A 17114-nucleotide genomic window follows, 5' to 3' on the forward strand; every position below is an offset into this window, starting at 1 on the left:
TTTCCTATACAAACAGAAAATAACCTGTTTACACTAAGATGCACTTTATTTTTTATAAAATAAAAAAATATTTTATTGATAAACAAAACTAAATATTCACTAATATATCTATACGTGGTTTAATATATATAATAAAAAATATTTCTGTCTTTAATGAGGAGGTACTATGAAAGCAAACGTAGGGGATACTATACTTTTTCAACGAAATAATTTAAAGATTACAGGGTCTGTACTAAAACTTTATACTGAATCGGTCTTAGTTGAAGTTACAGATGTAAGCGGTGGTACTTTTGAATTCGATCGAACAATTGTAAATCATAAAAACTATAAAATTTTAAATACGAATACATAAAGTGAAACAAACAACACAAAATAGCCCCTGCTCACCAGCAGCGGCTATTTTATATGAAAATACTTCATTAGTTAATATATCCTAAAACACTTACAATCTTACTCGCCTTTAAATTATTAATGTGATAATAAATTTCTAAGCCCCTTCTCTCAGCTCGTAACACTTTACCTTTCATTTTTGATAAATGTTGCGAAACAGTAGATTGTGGAATATTCAGTAATTCTGTTAATTGTGTTACATTGCAAGTTTTTCTCGTACTTAATTCATTTACAATTTGTAATCGGATTGGGTGCGCCATAATTTTTAAAATATCTACATCTTCTTCTGAAACTACACCTTTTCTCATTTCACTCGTATATGTTGTCATAAGACATTCCCCTTTTATGTGAATTTCTCTTATTTAGATCTATTTCCAAAATATTTAAAACTCCGATGTGAAACCTTTATATAAAAATAATAGAATTTTAAATTTTTAAAAACAGAATGAAATACAATTCACTTTATTTATTTGGTACATATACATAATACAATGTTAATATGTGCTCTATGTGAAGTTAGCATAAATTTATAATGAAGATTTTTCAAATAATTCACATGTAACTATCCACTTACTCATAACACTGTCCAGTGATTTTAACATATTTTAGGCGTTTGTATATATTATCTACAAAATAAATGTTGATTATGTCAGCCGTATCATATTAGTCTGTGGATCGGCTTTATTTTTAGTAGGTGGCGTTATCTCGGCAATTTCGGCCTTTAGAACGTATAATCGTTTGAAAAATACACCGCCTTCTACAGATAACTCATAAATACATTGTCTAATTCTGAAAAACAAACAAATGCCACCTCTAAAAAGAGATGGCATTTGTTTTATCATAAACTCCATACTAGAAGAACGTAAACAATACTTTGATTATGAATTACAATTGTACTTACTTCACCACAAACCTCGTCTGACTACACCCATCCTTCTGTTTCGTTACTTCTAATACAGCTGGCATTGCGTTTTTCAGCTCTTGAACGTGTGAAATGACACCGATAAATCGGCCTGATTTTTGTAAGTCAATTAAAGCGTCAACTGCTTTTGTTAATGACTCTTCATCTAGTGAACCAAAACCTTCGTCGATAAACATCGTTTCGATGGAAATCCCACCTTCATACGCTTGAATGACGTCTGCCATTCCAAGCGCTAAGCAAAGCGATGCATTAAATTTCTCGCCGCCAGATAATGTTTTTACATCGCGTGTTTGGCCAGTGTATGCGTCGTATACATCTAAGCCTAATCCACTCTGACGATTTCTCTTTTCAACTCGTTCACTTCGTTTTAAATAAAATTGTCCATTTGATAATTTACGTAATCGTTCGTTTGCAATTTGAACAATTTGTTCTAAATACTCAATTAAGATGTAACGTTCAAATGATATACGGCTTTCGTTATCACCTTTCATTACTTCATATAAATCAACAAGTTCTTGGAAAGCTTTTTCTTCCTCATGAATTTGCTCATCAATACGTCTAATATTTTCATGTAATTCAGAAATATATGTTACCGCATTTTGCGCACGTTGACGTTTTTCTTTAATTATATCGAGATTAATTTGTAATTCTGTTATGTGTTCACCTAACGCCGTAATATCCATATACTCTTTATCTTTTAATTCAGCATGTAATTCTTCAATTTGTTTTGCAAGTACTTCAAGAGATGAATAATAGCTTTGAATTTCTTTTTGTAACAGCTCCATCTCGATATCACTTAATTTAGCTTCTTTATACGTGATTTGATCTGTAAATCCGCTCTGTTCAAGCTCTTTCATAAAGCGCATGAAAGTCTCTTCTTTCTTCAATTTTGCACTTTCAAATTGATTAGAAGCACCTTCCTGTTCTGCTTGAATACGTATATTTTCATTTTGCCAATGTTGATACGCTTCCTGTACTTTCTTCCATTCGTCCTCCATCAATCTGAGTTCGTGCATAGCTTGGTCAAACTGGACTTTCCAAGCTTGTACTGTTTGTAAGTTTTCAGGAATATTTTTCTTATCATGTTCATATGACGTACGAAGCTGCATACACTCCATTTCTGTACGGTGCTGCTCTGTTTCTACCTCACGCTTTTGTTTCTGAAGTGCATCTACTTTTTCTTCTACGCTTTTTATATTCACAGCAGTTTGCTTACGCGTTTCTTCGCTTGCTTTTAACGTATTTACTTCAGTTGCTAATTGTTTTCCTTTTTGAACAAGCGCACTATATGTTTCAGCTAATTCTTCCGAGCGATAGCCTCGCTTCTTAACCTCTTCTATTACTTGCTCATATTGAAGATGATAGAAATTCCATTTCTCCTCTAATTGAACATGTAATTTTTCAGCGGCATTCTTCTTGTCTCTTAAATCATTTAACTCTTTTTCATCAATCGCATCACTTTGCTCTGTAGCTTTTTTCGGATGGTCCGTACTACCACATACTGGACAAGATTCACCATCATGTAAATGAAGAGCTAATATACCAGCTTGTTCACTTAACCAGCGGCGTTCCATATTTTCATATGCATTAACTGCCAATTGCATCTTATTATATGCCGCTTCTTTTTCTTTCTCGAATTTTTGCTTTTCTTGCCAAACATCAAATGCTTGCTTTAAAACTTTTGCATCTTCTCGCATATTCGTTAGTTCTTCTACTTTATCTACATATTGCTCAAGTGCTCGTTCTAATTGCTGCAATTCACCAGACATTAGCTGTTTTTGATTTGTATGCTCGTCTAATTGTCGATCTAAGTTTTGCATACTTTCCTTTAATTTCCCTACTTGAATTTCTGCATTTTGTAAATTCAACTGTTTCTCAGCTAATGATGCAATAATCGGTTGTAACTCTTCTAATCTTCGAACGAGTTTTTTTGCCTCTTCTCTCTCAGGTTCTTTATTCTTTACTGCTTCATATTTCTCCTGAGCAAGTTCAAAGCTATTCGTTACATTTTCTTTTTTGGCGATTATTTGTTTTAACAAACTTTCAACCTTTTGCTCATTTTGCATTGCTTCCTCGTACCATTGTTCAAATGGTAATAAGCGCTTCGCTTGTTCCGCACGTTTAAAAGATTTTTCTTTCATTTCAATAACTGTACGGTTTTCTTCTAAAGCATTATATTTCTCATTCTTTTGTTGTAAATCTATAAATTTCTCATTTACAGATTTTGCTGCATGAAAACGTGTTTCAGCATCCTTTAATTGCTTCGTTTGAACATCTTGTTCTACTTGTAATTGCTCAACCTCTGCCTTATAGGTATCTGTTTCTTGTTCTAATGCTTCTACTACTTGATGCGTATTTACATGTTCTTGTTCCACTAATGTCTCTAATAATGATCCATCACGGATTGGTAATTTAAAAACATTACGGAAGTATAACTCTCGCTCTTTCTGTTTTTCTTGTAAGACATCTTTCCATTGTTTTCGTTTTTGATCAAGTAACTCACGCATTAACTTGTAACGATCTGTTTTAAAAATACGACGCAAAATTTCTTCTTTGTTTTCTGTCTCAGATGTTAATAGTTTTCGGAATTCTCCTTGTGGTAACATAACAATTTGGCTAAATTGGTGTTTACTTAAACCAATTAAATCTTCCACTTTTTTATTTACATCCGTTACATGGAAACGATCCACAGCTGGAACATTCTCTTCATCCAGCACTTCATATAACTCCACTGCATGTCCCGTAATCGTCTTGTTCCCTTGTTTTTTATGTCCAAGTTGGCGTTTTATTTCATAACGCTTCCCTTTTAGTTGAAAGGTTAGTTCTACACTTGTATACATATTATCATCAGCAAATTGACTGCGAAGCATGCTCGTATCACTACGTTCTTCTCCACTTGCCTCACCATATAACACATAACAAATCGCATCAAAAATCGTTGTCTTTCCAGCTCCTGTATTCCCAGAAATGGCGAAGATACGATGATCTCCAAGATCATCAAAATCGATTACTTCTTTCTGTTTATATGGTCCAAATGCTGTCATAATAAGCTGAATCGGTCTCATCCTCGTTCACCTTCCCGTTCTTGCACTGTTTGTAGTACCTCTACAAATAGACGTTCTTTCTCTTCTGATAAATCTAAGCCTTTCATTTCTTTATAAAAAGCCTTTAATAGAGATAAATCATCCGTTTTATGTCTTGAAACAGTTACTTCATTTGACTCTGTGAGCGCTCGTCTTTGAATCGATCTTTCAACATGCATTGCATTTGGATATACAGAACGTATTTTTTCCATTGGCTGCAAGACAGGATTTTCATCTAATAATTTTACAAACACGTAATCTTCACTTACTGGATGTTGTAACAATTCATCTATTTTCGCTTCTACTGTTCGCATTTTACGACGTGGTGTAAGTAACCTTTTTTCAATTGTTACTTCACCTTGTTCGTCCAGTTCCACAATATAATATCCTTTTTTATGTTTTTCTTCAGAAATAGAATATGCAAGTGGCGAACCTGAATATCGAATTGTCTCATTACGTACAAAATGCGCTTGATGTAAATGTCCGAGCGCTGTGTAATGAAACTTATCAAAATAATGACTATTTACATATTCAGCACCACCAATTGAAAGTGGTCGTTCTGCATCACTTGTATTCTCTTCTGCTTCTCCCGCAGAAGTTACAAATGCATGACCAACAAATACGTGTCTTGCTTCTTTATCCATCGTTTCAGAAAGCTCATTCATAAAAATACGCATCGCATCATCATGAGAACGTACATCTTCGTTTTTCAATACATGTCTAACTATGTTTGGATCCGCATATGGAACGAGATGGAAGTGAACCTCGCCATATTCATCATTTAATATAATTGGCTCATATGGAAATTGAAATTGTCCCACAATAAATAATCCTTGTTTCTTCATTAAACTACTTCCAAAATGAATACGATCTGGACTATCATGGTTTCCTGCAACCGCAATAACTGGTGTTTGTAAATCAATCACTATTTTTTGTAAAACATCATTTAATAAGTCTACTGCTTCTGTAGGTGGAATTGCTCGGTCGTATAAATCCCCTGCAATAATTACGGCATCTGGTTTTTCTTCCTCAACAGCTTGTACAAACTGATCTAATACAATCTTTTGATCTTCAGTCATATACACGCCATGAACGAGTTTTCCTAAATGCCAATCCGCTGTATGAAATAACTTCATATTTTCCTGCTCCTTTTAATTTACTGATTTAAGTGATACGAGTTGATAGTTTATTATAGTTTCTCCGTTCTCCCACTCTAACTTTTGTATCATTGCACTACCAATTCTTCCTTCATTTGATTTATATAAAGGTAATATTTCTTGAACTGTAAATAAGTGATAACCATCCAATTTTAATTGAAATATGTTTTCTTCTATATGTAATCTTACTTCTTTTTCATTTGAAATAATTTTTGTGTGCATCTCAAATTTCATGACAGATACAACCCCTTTTTCTAATCTCTACATTATTAATAGTATATTGGCTATGCAAGATTGACAAGTAAATACACGGTGAAGTGCTTACTTTTCTATTGCTATATGTTTTCTATTTTTACATATAATACGGTATGTGAAATTTTATTTGTTTTAAAAATAAAAATGTCTCATGTGACATCTTTATTTTTGTATAAAGTCTTTCATTACATAATATAAAACTGTAATTAAAACGATCGCTACAAAGAATGAAAATACAGCGACGATGTACCCATCCTTATTTAATAGAATGCAAAAAGAAATAGATATGATAAAAATCGGAAATACAAGCCGTACTTTATCCTTCACTTCCTCTGTCGTATCTGTATGATGAAAATACTGCGTTATCCCTATCATTAAAGAAGACAAAATAATCACCGACAATAGTAAAGGTCCTGGCATCCCGATTTCTCCTTTCTCTATTTCTAATGAAATGCAATTTTTCTTTCATCATAATCACTTCAAATACTCTTTTTGAAGTGATTATGCACAATTTACACATATATAATAGCGTGTTTACCATGATAATTTCAAATAATTACAATTACAGTAATGTTGTAATATTCATTTTCAACCTCAGAAATCCTGCAAATATATCTCGTCAAAATATGCGGTGTACAAATTAACATGTACCGTCAACTTTAGACAAAATTTATAAAGGACATTTCAATACGTATCAAGAATTAAGAATAAGAAGATATGTAAGGGAGGATGAATTATGACTGAACACGTTTTATTTTCTGTTAGTGAAAACGGCGTTGCATCAATTACTTTAAACCGCCCAAAAGCACTTAATTCTTTATCTTATGACATGTTACAACCAATTGGGCAAAAACTGAAAGAGTGGGAAGATGATGAGCGAATTGCGCTTATCGTATTAAAAGGCGCTGGCACAAAAGGTTTTTGTGCAGGTGGCGACATTAAAACTCTTTATGAAGCACGTTCAAATGAGACTGCATTACAGCATGCGGAACGTTTTTTTGAAGAAGAGTATGAAATTGATACATATATTTATCAATATAAAAAACCGCTCATCGCTTGTTTAGATGGAATTGTAATGGGCGGTGGTGTCGGTCTTACAAATGGTGCGAAATATCGAATTGTAACTGAGCGTACGAAATGGGCAATGCCAGAGATGAATATTGGCTTCTTCCCAGACGTCGGTGCTGCTTATTTCTTAAATAAAGCTCCAGGGTTTACTGGCCGATATGTTGCTTTAACGGCATCTATTTTAAAAGCTTCTGACGTATTATTTATAAACGCTGCTGATTACTTTATGACATCTGATTCATTACCAAATTTCCTCACTGAGCTTGAAAATGTAAATTGGCATAAAGAAGATGATGTACATACTAATTTAAAAGAAGTCATTCGTACATTTGCAACTGCTCCAAACTTAGAAAGCGAGCTTGCTCCTTTATTAGAAGAAATTAATTCACATTTTGCATTCGATACAATTGAAGAGATCACCCATTCATTGGAGAAAGCTCAAAGTTCCTTTGCTTTAAAAACAAAAGAAACGCTATTATCAAAATCCCCTATTTCATTAAAAGTAACATTAAAACAATTTATTGATGGACAAGATAAATCCGTTGAAGAATGTTTCGCTACCGACCTTGTACTTGCTAAAAATTTCATGAGACATGCAGATTTCTTCGAAGGAGTACGTTCTGTTGTCGTTGATAAAGATCAAAATCCGAATTATAAATATAAGCAGTTAAGTGATGTTTCAGAAGAAGATGTAAATCGATTCTTTAACCTACTTAATGCATAAAGTGAAACTTTCATAAGTGGTGGGTTTCCGCTCTCCAATCGCCCTTTTATACGGGATAAACCTGAGGCTATATAGTCGTGTAATGTCACGACTATATAGCCTCTTTATCATTTAATAATTTTTAATAAAATTTAATTTTATTAAATCAAAATATGTGCTACACTATTTTTAATCAAATATTCTAAAAATAAAAAAGGAGGAGCGACTATGATTGAAAATTTTTTTCTTTTCATCATTATGTCTATTTGTCTTATTATTTTACCCGGTCCTGATACTGCAATGGCGACGAAAAATACATTAGTTGCCGGTAAGGTGGGCGGAGTAAAAACAGTGTTCGGTACATGTGTTGCACTTTTGATTCATACTTTAGCAGCAGTAATTGGACTTTCCGCAATTATTGTAAAGTCAGCGCTTTTATTTTCTATTTTCAAGTACGTTGGAGCTCTGTATTTAATTTATATTGGCATTAAAGCCCTTTTAGCGATAAGAAACAAAGAAGGCGTTGATACGAACGATATATCTTTAAATAATGAAGATGAACATACTTCTTGCTTTCGCCAAGGGTTTCTTACGAATTTATTAAACCCTAAGGTTGCAGTCTTCTTTTTAACCTTTTTACCGCAATTTTTAAATCCAAATCATAATACGTTTATCCAACTTCTCGTAATGGGTCTTACTTACCTCGTTTTAACAGTCATTTGGTTCGCTTTTTATATATTTTTAATTGATAAAATTAGCGCTTTTATGAAAAAACCGAAGACGCAACGTTATATTCAAGGGTTAACAGGAATCGTTTTAATTGGTTTTGGCATTAAACTTGCTTTTGAAAAAAATAATTAACAAGACAAAAACCACCACTATTCCTAGAGGTGGTTTTCATTTAATAATTGGTTTGGCTGTCTACTCTTTATTAAAACCAGCGCTCAGTTACAACTTTTTTGCGTGTATAGAATTGAACGCCATCTGTACCATTTGTACCTAAATCACCAAAGAATGAAGCTTTATTTCCTGCAAATGCGAAGAATGCCATTGGAGCTGGAACGTTTACGTTTACACCGATCATACCAGCATCGATATTATCACGGAACGTTTGTGCATGCTTACCATTTGACGTATAAATAACCGCACCATTTGCAAATTTTGATTGATTTGTTAGTTTAATACCTTCTTCTAAATCTTTAACACGTACAATACTTAATACTGGAGCAAAAATTTCATCTTGCCAAATTTTCATTTCTTGATTTACACCATCAAAGATTGTCGCACCTACAAAGTAACCTTCTCCAACTTCTTCCTTAATTTTGCGGCCATCTACTAATAAAGATGCTCCATCTGCTACACCGCTATTAATATAGCCTAATACGCGCTCTTTATGAGATTCACGAATTAATGGTCCAACATAGTTATCTTCGTGGAAACCGTCACCTACTTTTAACTTCTTCGTCTCTGCTACTAGTACGTCGATGAATTCATCAGCAATGTCATCAACTACTGCTACTACTGAACATGCCATGCAGCGCTCTCCACTACTTGCGAATGCAGATCCAATTACACCTTGCACTGTTTTCTCAAGATTACAATCTGGCATTACAATCGCATGGTTTTTTGCACCAGCTAACGCTTGTACACGTTTCCCGTGTTTCGTACCTGTTTCATACACGTAACGAGCTACTGGCTCAGAGCCAACGAACGACACAGCTTGAATATCTTTACTTTCTAAAATGCTATTTACAACATCTTTTCCACCTTGAACTAAATTTAATACCCCTTTTGGAAAACCAGCTTCATAGAATAACTCTACAAGTCGCTCTGCTAAAAGTGGCGTTCTTTCAGATGTTTTTAATACGAACGTATTACCGCAAGCAATTGCAAGTGGGAACATCCATAATGGAATCATCATTGGGAAGTTAAACGGTGTAATACCAGCAACAACTCCAATTGGATAACGCCAAATCGATCCATCAATGCCGCTAGCAATATTCGGAAGAGCTTGTCCCATCATTAAATTTGGTGCTGATGTTGCAAGTTCTACCGCTTCAATCCCGCGCTGCACCTCACCAGTTGCATCCGTTAATGTTTTACCATTTTCGAGCGTAATGATTTTTGCAAGCTCTTCTTTGTTTTCTTGTAAAAGCTGTAAATATTTATACAATTGTCTTGAACGGTTCGGAACTGGTACTTTAGACCATGTTTCAAATGCTGCTTTTGCCGCTTCAACAGCTTTTTCAACATCTTCTTTCGGAGATAGCGGAACGTAAGCGATAATTTTTCCAGTCGCCGGATTCGGAACTGCTTCTACTTCTGTACCAGTAGATTCTACCCACTCACCATTAATATGATTTTTTACTCGTTTAATTTCAGTTGTAATCATTATATTCTCTCCTTTTTTATGATGTATATAAGTCTATTATTTTTGATTAGAAATTAATTGTTCACTAACTTTCTTATATAAAGCAGCCATATCGTTTTCACCATATCCAGCTTCACTTGCTTCTTCATATACGTTTAATAGCATTTCGCTTACTGGTAAGTGAAGTTCGCTTTCTTTCGCTAAATCTACTGCAAATCCTAAATCTTTCTTTAATAAATTCACAGTAAAGCCTGGATCGTAGTTTTCAGTTGCAATGAAACTTTTATAATTACGCTCATAAATTCTACTTTGACCGTAACTTACATTTAAAATATCAAACATTTTATCTAAATCCATATTATTCTTTTTCGCTAATGTTAAAGCTTCACTCACACCAGCTGTATAAAAACCAATTAATAGGTTATTAATTAATTTAACTGTTGTACCACTATCAATCTGCTCACTAACATGGAAAACATTCGCGCCTAGTACGCCCATGATAGATTCCGTTTTCTCATATACTTCTTTCGATCCACCAACCATAAACGTTAATGTACGGTTTTCGGCTCCAATTACCCCACCACTAACAGGTGCTGCTAAAAAGTCTACTATCTTTTCCTTTGCAGCTTCCTCTAACTGTTTGTTTAATTGTGGAGATACAGTACTTGTATCAATTAAAACTACATTCGAGTGACTATTTTCAAATAATCCTTCTTCCCCAAAATACACCGCTTCAACAGCTCGAGGTGAAGGTAAACTTGTGAAAATCACATCGCATGTTTCTGCTAGTTTTGAAATTGATAAGCCAATAATTCCTCCTTCACTTTCAAAGGAAGCTTCAGCCTCTTTATTTAAATCCACGCCATACACTGTGTAATTCGATTTAACTAAATTTTTAGACATTGGAAGACCCATGTTACCTAAACCGATAAAACCAATCTTTTTCATATCGCTTTCCTCCTATTTACACAATATACTTTCCGCGATTTATAATAACTTTCGCAATTTCTCTCTTTTTTGTAAATACGTTCGTGTATAAAGGCACTAATAATTGACGAATTTCAGTTAAAATCACGTGTCTATCTTGTTCTTCTGTGACAGCCGCTGAAAGTATAGAAATCGCTGCTTCTTCTACTTTGCGGTAGCCTTCTTCACAAATAACGTCAGTTATCATTTGTTTCGTACGCTCTTTCTCTTCACCATTTTTACTAATTGCTTTACTCGTACGTAAAAATGCTGATTCCATGACGTACACGTCAGTTAACATATTTGATAGTACACGTGAATATTCTTGCTCTTGATCAATTTTTAACCCTGGAGTTTTAGAGAGCGTTTTCAAAGATTGTTTCAACAATTTTTTCGCTAATAAAATGTAACGATGGTTTCTCTCGACATTTGCTACATCGATCTCTACTTCTGTATCTTCAATTTGTTCCATTTGCTTCATTAACATTTTAGCAACTGTTAATCTATTAATTTCGTTCGTTCCTTCAAAAATACGACTAATTCTAGCGTCACGATATAATCGTTCTACCTCGTACTCTTGCATATAACCGTAACCACCATGAATTTGCACAGCTTCATCTACAATATGACCAAGTGTTTCAGAAGCATTTACTTTATTAAGTGCACATTCAATTGCAAATTGAGACATTTTCTTCATAAGATCTTCATCACTCTCATGAATTGCTTCATCAATTACACCTGCTGTACGGTAGGCTGCACTTTCTGCTCCATATGTAGCAATGGTCATATTTGCAATTTTCTCTTGAATCATCGTAAAGTCTACTAATTCCGTTTGGAACTGTTTTCTCTCTTTTCCATATTGAACCGACAAACCAATTGCTTGTTTTGCTGTTCCAATATTTCCAAAAGCAAGCTTTAGTCTAGCAAAATTTAGAATATTAAGAGCTACGTGATGCCCTTTGCCAACTTCTCCTAAAATATTTTCAGCAGGGATGACAACATCTTCTAAAATAAGGGTAGCCGTTGAAGAACCTTTAATCCCCATTTTCTTTTCTTCTAGTCCAATAGATACACCTTCACATGTTCTTTCGACAATAAACGCTGTCATTCCTTTATTTGTCTTCGCAAAAACAACGTATACATCTGCCATATGAGCATTTGTAATCCACTGCTTCTCACCATTTAACTTCCAAGCAGTACCATCTTCATTTAATACTGCACTCGTTTTTGCACTTAAAGCATCAGAACCAGCATTTGGCTCAGTTAAAGCATAAGCCCCAATCCATTCTCCAGACGCAATTTTCGGCAAATATTTTTCTTTTTGTTCTTTCGTTCCGTAATATATGTAAGGCAATGTACCTACACCTGCGTGTATATTAAATGAAACGCTAAATGCACCAGCGTATCCCATTTTTTCTGCTACAAGTCCTGAAACTGCCTTTCCTAACTCAAATCCACCGTAATCTTCTGGAACCTCGATACTTAATAATCCAAGTTCTCCAGCTTTCTCAAATAATTGACGAGAAATTTTATAGTTATGTTGTTCAATATTCTCCATTTGTGGAACAATTTCTTGTTTAACGAATTGTTCTGTCGTTTTTGCGATTAAATCTTCATCACCAGAAAAATCTTCTGGCGTAAAGAAAGTATGATTCACATCTTTATTAAGTGAAAAAAATTCATCCCACGGTAACTTCGTTTTCTCCATCTGAATCCCCCTATCATTTCGGCCTTACTTGCTACTACGTATGCTCGTCTACGATGAGTGGAATTTCTTACTTTTGAAAACAGAAGGCGATGAATTTTCACATCAAGCAGTTCGTTTTGCCAAAGATGTATTCTCATCGCCTTAGTTGTTTTATCCCGCTTTAATGGGCAGTAAGACCCCCGCCTCAAAATTCAGTGAAAGCAAAGAAGTTAGGTGGGGATCGGGCTGCCCATTAAAGTCCGATTGGTTCAACTAATAATCAGTGGGGGATGAAGAAAACCCCCACTGATTAAAGTTTCACTTTATCTATTGATCCTCTGATAATACTGTTTTTGCAATTCCAGTATCTAATTCTTCAAAGTCATGATATGAAATTGTTTCATATAACTCACTTCTCGTTTGCATACTTGAAAGTGCATCTTTTTGAGAACCTGTTTCCTTAATTAAAGTAAACACATTCTCATATGCTTTCGCTGCAACGCGAAGTGAAGTTACAGGATAAATAACCATTTGGAAGCCCATATTCGCAAATTCCTCTGCACTATAATAAGGAGTTTTCCCAAACTCAGTCATATTCGCAAGTAATGGTGCATTTACTTTACTATTAAATAAACGGAACTCTTCTTCTGATTGAAGTGCTTCAGGGAATATCGCATCTGCACCTGCTTTTACATAAGCGTTCGCTCTTTCGATCGCTTCATCTAAGCCTTCTACACCACGAGCATCTGTACGTGCCACAATATATAAGCTTGGTGCAACTTCTTTAATCGCTTTAATCTTTTGAACTAATTCTTCTGTCGTAACGAGTTTCTTACCATTTAAATGTCCACATTTTTTTGGTAATTGCTGATCTTCAATTTGAACAGCTGCTACTTTTGCTTCCACCATTTCTACCGCTGTTCTCGCTACGTTTAAAACACCGCCAAATCCTGTATCAATGTCAACAAGAACTGGTAAATCTGTAGCTCTTACTAGATCCCTTGCTCTCTCTGCTACTTCAGTAGACGTCACGATTCCTAAATCAGGTAGCCCTTTACTTGCAGTATAAGCAGCTCCTGATAAATAAAGAGCTGAGAATCCTGTATTTCTGGCAACTAAAGCTGCCATTGCGTCATGAGCACCTGGAATTTGCAAAATTTCATTCGCTTCTACTAAAGCTCGGAAGCGATTCGCAAGCTCTTCTTGTGTTGACTGTTTATCCACAACCCAAGCCATTCTAAATTCCCCCTATTATTAAATTAAGAATAGATCTACAAATTCGTTTACATTCATATTTTCTAATTTTTCTTCATTTAAACAAACTTCATGAATTTGTTCTTGTTGCTTATTAGAATAATGACCTGCCATATTCGCAGTGAATTTTTGAACAACTTTTGGAATCGCTTCGTCTCTACGGAAACGGTGACCAAGTGGATATTCACATTCCACGCTTTCTGTTACAGTACCATCCTTGAAATGAACTTGAACAGCGTTGGCGATTGAGCGCTTGTTCGGGTCAAGGTAATCTAAACTGTACTGTTTGTTTTCAACAACAACCATCTTATTACGTAATTCATCTACACGTGGATCATTTGCTACTGCATCCTCATAGTCATCCGCAACGATATCTCCCTTTAATAAACCAATTGCCGTAATGTATTGTAAGCAATGATCACGATCAGCTGGATTATTTAATGGACCTTCTTTATCAATAATACGGATTGCTGATTCATGCGTTGTAATTGTAATACGGTCAATTTCATCTAATCTTTCTTTAATTTCCGGATGTAATTTCACAGCACATTCTGCAGCAGTTTGTGCATGGAATTCTGCTGGATATGAAACTTTAAATAATACATTTTCCATTACATAAGACTCAAGTGGTCTCGCTAATTTTAATTCTTGTTTATTGAATAATACATCTTGGAATCCCCAGCCTGGTGCAGATAAAGCTGTTGGATAGCCCATTTCACCTTTTAGAGCAGTCATTGCAAGATGAACACCGCGGCTTGTTGCATCACCTGCTGCCCATGATTTACGCGACCCTGTATTTGGAGCATGACGATATGTACGAAGACTAGAATTATCAATCCACGCATGTGATAATGCATTAAAGATTTCTTCACGTGTTCCGCCAAGCATTTTTGCAACTACAGCAGTTGTTGCTACTTTTACGTATAATACGTGGTCAAGACCGACACGGTTTAAGCTGTTTTCTAAAGCAAGTACACCTTGAATTTCATGTGCTTTAATCATCATTTCTAATACTTCACGTACTTTTAGCGGTTCTTTTCCTTCCGAAATACGAACACGGCTAATATAATCAGCAACCGCTAAAATTCCGCCTAAGTTATCAGATGGATGTCCCCACTCTGCTGCAAGCCAAGTATCGTTATAGTCTAACCAACGGATCATACATCCGATATTAAATGCACCTTTCACTGGATCAAGCACATATGACGTACCTGGTACACGTGTACCATTCGGCACAACCGTTCCTGGTACAACTGGTCCTAGTAATTTCGTACACTCTGGATATTGTAGTGCTAAAATTCCGCATCCAAGTGTATCAAGTAATACGTAACGAGCAGTACTGAATGCTTCTGCGCTAGTTACCTCTTTATTTAATACATAATCCGCAATCTCTTCTAATAATGCATCTTTTTGTTTAATTTCATTTGTTTTAATCATACTATTCTTCCCTTTCTGTCGAAAATTCGTTATTATTAATGATGGGTGTCGGTCAAACACCCATCTGGCGGGCGGCGCTAACAACTCCCCAGTTGTTCTTATTTACTAAGTACATGTCGCTCGCCAACATAATTTACACGTGGACGGAACAATCGATTGTTCGCATGTTGTTCAATTACGTGCGCACATAGTCCCACTGTTCTAGAGCTAAAGAAGATTGGTGTGTAAAGTTGAATTGGAATACCAAGCATCCAATATACTGGAGCTGCATAATAATCAAGGTTCGGATAAATTCCTTTTTCCTTCTCCATAATTTTTTCTCCAGCTTCACACATTTCATATAGTGTATAATCACCTTTTACATCACATAACTGCTTTAAAGCTTCCTTCATCATCAGTGCTCTTGGATCCATCTTCTTCATGTACACACGATGTCCAAAGCCCATAATTTTTTCTTTGTTATATAGTTTCTTCTGTAACAACTCTTCAAACTTCTCAACATTACCAGCTTCTAAAAGCATGTACATAACTGCTTCGTTTGCACCGCCGTGTAAGCTACCTTTTAAAGATGCAACTGCACCTGTTAAAGCACCAAATAAGTCGGATTGCGTTGATGCAATAACGCGGGCTGTAAATGTAGAGTTTGGCATTTCATGTTCACTATATAAAACAAGGGAACGATCAAAGATCTTCTCCTCAAGTTCAGTTGGTTTTTTACCTGTTAACATATAAAAGAAATTCGCGCTATATGATAATTCCTTAAGAGGTTCGATTGGGTCTTCATTATTTAAAATATGATAGCTATTCGCTACAATGTTTGGTACTTTACTCAATAATTTGTACCCACGGCTTTTGTTTACTTCTAACGAGCGGTTTTCGATATCATTATCGTAACCAGCTAATGCGGACACACCTGTACGCAATCCATCCATCGGGTGCGTTTCTTTCGGTAACGCCTTTAATACGTTGAATACACCTTCTGGTACCGCGTATTCTTCTTTTAATTTCTTTTCTAGTTTTTCTTTTTCATCCTCATTTGGTAGATGTTCTTCCAATAAAAGGTGCACAATGTCTAAATACTCTTTTGTTTTTGAGAGTTCGATTAAATCATACCCTTGAATTACAATTTCACCTTTCACTGTATCAAGAAACGAGATCTTCGTCTCCGCTGCCACTATACCATCTAATCCCGGGGAAAATTTCTCTTCAGCTTTCATCATTATTTCCTCCAATCCTAATAGATCTTCGTGCACATAACTGTAAGCCTTTACAACATTGTGAAACTACATTTCTATTTCAATGTATCAGAGTTTTTAGAAGATTTCAATTTATTTTATAATGATAAGTTTCCTACACTTTTACCGATGTAACAATACAATTTTTCAAAAATAATTTTCATATTTTATAAAGAAAGGACAGACTTCTTTACATGTCTTATTAAAACAAAATATAAGGATGACTCATAAAATCCCGCTGAATATATCATTCTTCCAGTTTTCTTAAGAGAATAAAAAAAACGAGCTGTACACATATACAACTCGTTTCTACATGATATATATTTCACTATCTCTTCAATATAATTCTTATATAAAACTTATTTATTTTCAAAAAATTATTATTTTACATAATTCAATTGAATTTCTTCCGTTTCCTCATAGTAACATTCAACTAAATGATAGTTTTTAAAGTACCAAAGATTATAAACATCTCCGAAAATAGAATGTCTTCTTTCTCAATCGATACGATTTCCCAATCTGATTTCTCAAAAACTACCCCTAAAGAATAGTCCGGCTGAATTGAACTATTAATATGTTATCCTTT

14 protein-coding genes and 1 pseudogene are annotated in these 17114 nt (G+C 34.9%); 3 read left to right on the top strand and 12 right to left on the bottom strand.

The genetic code is table 11. From position 1 onward, the window contains the following. Positions 1-166 precede the first annotated feature (166 nt). Entirely contained in the window at positions 167-352 is a 186-nt protein-coding gene (locus ACTFOB_RS02715) for a YkvS family protein (protein WP_151630308.1), read from the top strand. A 67-nt stretch (positions 353-419) separates the two neighbouring features. Here ACTFOB_RS02715 and ACTFOB_RS02720 read toward each other — a convergent pair whose 3' ends face one another. The 5 genes from ACTFOB_RS02720 to ACTFOB_RS02740 all read right to left on the bottom strand — a co-directional run bounded on the left by ACTFOB_RS02720 (position 420) and on the right by ACTFOB_RS02740 (position 6227). After that, positions 420-719: an ArsR/SmtB family transcription factor gene (locus tag ACTFOB_RS02720; RefSeq protein WP_151630307.1), complete on the bottom strand. Its 300-nt coding sequence runs from the start codon at positions 717-719 to the stop codon at positions 420-422. 568 nt (positions 720-1287) lie between these two features. Continuing rightward, positions 1288-4377 carry an AAA family ATPase gene (locus ACTFOB_RS02725; RefSeq protein ID WP_440024380.1) on the bottom strand — a complete coding sequence of 1030 codons (3090 nt, stop codon included), beginning with the start codon at positions 4375-4377 and terminating at the stop codon, positions 1288-1290. Beyond that, positions 4374-5531, bottom strand: coding sequence for an exonuclease SbcCD subunit D (locus tag ACTFOB_RS02730; RefSeq protein ID WP_440024381.1), 1158 nt, complete (start codon positions 5529-5531; stop codon positions 4374-4376). The genes ACTFOB_RS02725 and ACTFOB_RS02730 overlap by 4 nt, the downstream gene beginning before the upstream one ends. Positions 5532-5546: 15 nt before the next feature. After that, positions 5547-5786, bottom strand: coding sequence for a DUF2584 family protein (locus ACTFOB_RS02735; RefSeq protein ID WP_440024382.1), 240 nt, complete (start codon positions 5784-5786; stop codon positions 5547-5549). A gap of 183 nt (positions 5787-5969) precedes the next feature. Next, positions 5970-6227: a hypothetical protein gene (locus tag ACTFOB_RS02740; protein ID WP_001119409.1), complete on the bottom strand. Its 258-nt coding sequence runs from the start codon at positions 6225-6227 to the stop codon at positions 5970-5972. Between the two features lie 316 nt (positions 6228-6543). Here ACTFOB_RS02740 and ACTFOB_RS02745 point away from each other — a divergent pair, with 316 nt between their 5' ends. Both ACTFOB_RS02745 and ACTFOB_RS02750 read left to right on the top strand, forming a co-directional pair. After that, positions 6544-7599: an enoyl-CoA hydratase/isomerase family protein gene (locus tag ACTFOB_RS02745; RefSeq protein ID WP_440024383.1), complete on the top strand. Its 1056-nt coding sequence runs from the start codon at positions 6544-6546 to the stop codon at positions 7597-7599. A gap of 207 nt (positions 7600-7806) precedes the next feature. Continuing rightward, positions 7807-8439: a LysE family translocator gene (locus ACTFOB_RS02750; protein WP_440024384.1), complete on the top strand. Its 633-nt coding sequence runs from the start codon at positions 7807-7809 to the stop codon at positions 8437-8439. Between the two features lie 70 nt (positions 8440-8509). Here the strand turns inward: ACTFOB_RS02750 and ACTFOB_RS02755 are convergent, their stop codons facing one another. The 7 genes and pseudogenes from ACTFOB_RS02755 to ACTFOB_RS02785 all read right to left on the bottom strand — a co-directional run. Then, positions 8510-9970 (bottom strand): CoA-acylating methylmalonate-semialdehyde dehydrogenase, encoded by a 1461-nt coding sequence (locus ACTFOB_RS02755; RefSeq protein WP_440024385.1) that lies wholly within the window; start codon positions 9968-9970, stop codon positions 8510-8512. A gap of 36 nt (positions 9971-10006) precedes the next feature. After that, complete coding sequence (locus ACTFOB_RS02760; RefSeq protein ID WP_440024386.1) at positions 10007-10897, bottom strand: NAD(P)-dependent oxidoreductase; 891 nt, start codon at positions 10895-10897, stop codon at positions 10007-10009. A gap of 16 nt (positions 10898-10913) precedes the next feature. Continuing rightward, complete coding sequence (locus ACTFOB_RS02765; protein WP_440024387.1) at positions 10914-12623, bottom strand: acyl-CoA dehydrogenase family protein; 1710 nt, start codon at positions 12621-12623, stop codon at positions 10914-10916. A 306-nt stretch (positions 12624-12929) separates the two neighbouring features. After that, a complete protein-coding gene (gene prpB, locus ACTFOB_RS02770; RefSeq protein WP_440024389.1) occupies positions 12930-13838 on the bottom strand; it encodes a methylisocitrate lyase in 909 nt (302 codons plus the stop codon). A gap of 18 nt (positions 13839-13856) precedes the next feature. Further along, the gene (prpD, locus tag ACTFOB_RS02775; RefSeq protein ID WP_151630299.1) at positions 13857-15293 is read right to left on the bottom strand and encodes a 2-methylcitrate dehydratase; all 1437 of its coding nucleotides are present in this window, start codon (positions 15291-15293) and stop codon (positions 13857-13859) included. A gap of 98 nt (positions 15294-15391) precedes the next feature. Beyond that, positions 15392-16513, bottom strand: a complete 1122-nt coding sequence (mmgD, locus tag ACTFOB_RS02780; protein ID WP_440024390.1) for a citrate synthase — start codon at positions 16511-16513, stop codon at positions 15392-15394. A gap of 395 nt (positions 16514-16908) precedes the next feature. After that, positions 16909-17099 (bottom strand): annotated as a pseudogene (locus tag ACTFOB_RS02785) (hypothetical protein); the annotation flags it as partial. Positions 17100-17114: the final 15 nt, after the last annotated feature.

Origin of the sequence: Bacillus cereus group sp. MYBK79-1 (genome assembly GCF_051915365.1) — a bacterium.
GTDB lineage: Bacteria > Bacillota > Bacilli > Bacillales > Bacillaceae_G > Bacillus_A.

Bases quoted from the DNA above. Each gene is read 5' to 3' on its own strand.
- ACTFOB_RS02720 (WP_151630307.1), bottom strand. From the start codon at position 719: ATGACAACATATACGAGTGAAATGAGAAAAGGTGTAGTTTCAGAAGAA.
- ACTFOB_RS02745 (WP_440024383.1), top strand. From the start codon at position 6,544: ATGACTGAACACGTTTTATTTTCTGTTAGTGAAAACGGCGTTGCATCA.
- ACTFOB_RS02730 (WP_440024381.1), bottom strand. From the start codon at position 5,531: ATGAAGTTATTTCATACAGCGGATTGGCATTTAGGAAAACTCGTTCAT.
- ACTFOB_RS02735 (WP_440024382.1), bottom strand. From the start codon at position 5,786: ATGAAATTTGAGATGCACACAAAAATTATTTCAAATGAAAAAGAAGTA.
- ACTFOB_RS02765 (WP_440024387.1), bottom strand. From the start codon at position 12,623: ATGGAGAAAACGAAGTTACCGTGGGATGAATTTTTTTCACTTAATAAA.
- prpD (WP_151630299.1), bottom strand. From the start codon at position 15,293: ATGATTAAAACAAATGAAATTAAACAAAAAGATGCATTATTAGAAGAG.
- ACTFOB_RS02760 (WP_440024386.1), bottom strand. From the start codon at position 10,897: ATGAAAAAGATTGGTTTTATCGGTTTAGGTAACATGGGTCTTCCAATG.
- ACTFOB_RS02755 (WP_440024385.1), bottom strand. From the start codon at position 9,970: ATGATTACAACTGAAATTAAACGAGTAAAAAATCATATTAATGGTGAG.
- ACTFOB_RS02740 (WP_001119409.1), bottom strand. From the start codon at position 6,227: ATGCCAGGACCTTTACTATTGTCGGTGATTATTTTGTCTTCTTTAATG.
- ACTFOB_RS02750 (WP_440024384.1), top strand. From the start codon at position 7,807: ATGATTGAAAATTTTTTTCTTTTCATCATTATGTCTATTTGTCTTATT.
- mmgD (WP_440024390.1), bottom strand. From the start codon at position 16,513: ATGATGAAAGCTGAAGAGAAATTTTCCCCGGGATTAGATGGTATAGTG.
- ACTFOB_RS02715 (WP_151630308.1), top strand. From the start codon at position 167: ATGAAAGCAAACGTAGGGGATACTATACTTTTTCAACGAAATAATTTA.
- prpB (WP_440024389.1), bottom strand. From the start codon at position 13,838: ATGGCTTGGGTTGTGGATAAACAGTCAACACAAGAAGAGCTTGCGAAT.
- ACTFOB_RS02725 (WP_440024380.1), bottom strand. From the start codon at position 4,377: ATGAGACCGATTCAGCTTATTATGACAGCATTTGGACCATATAAACAG.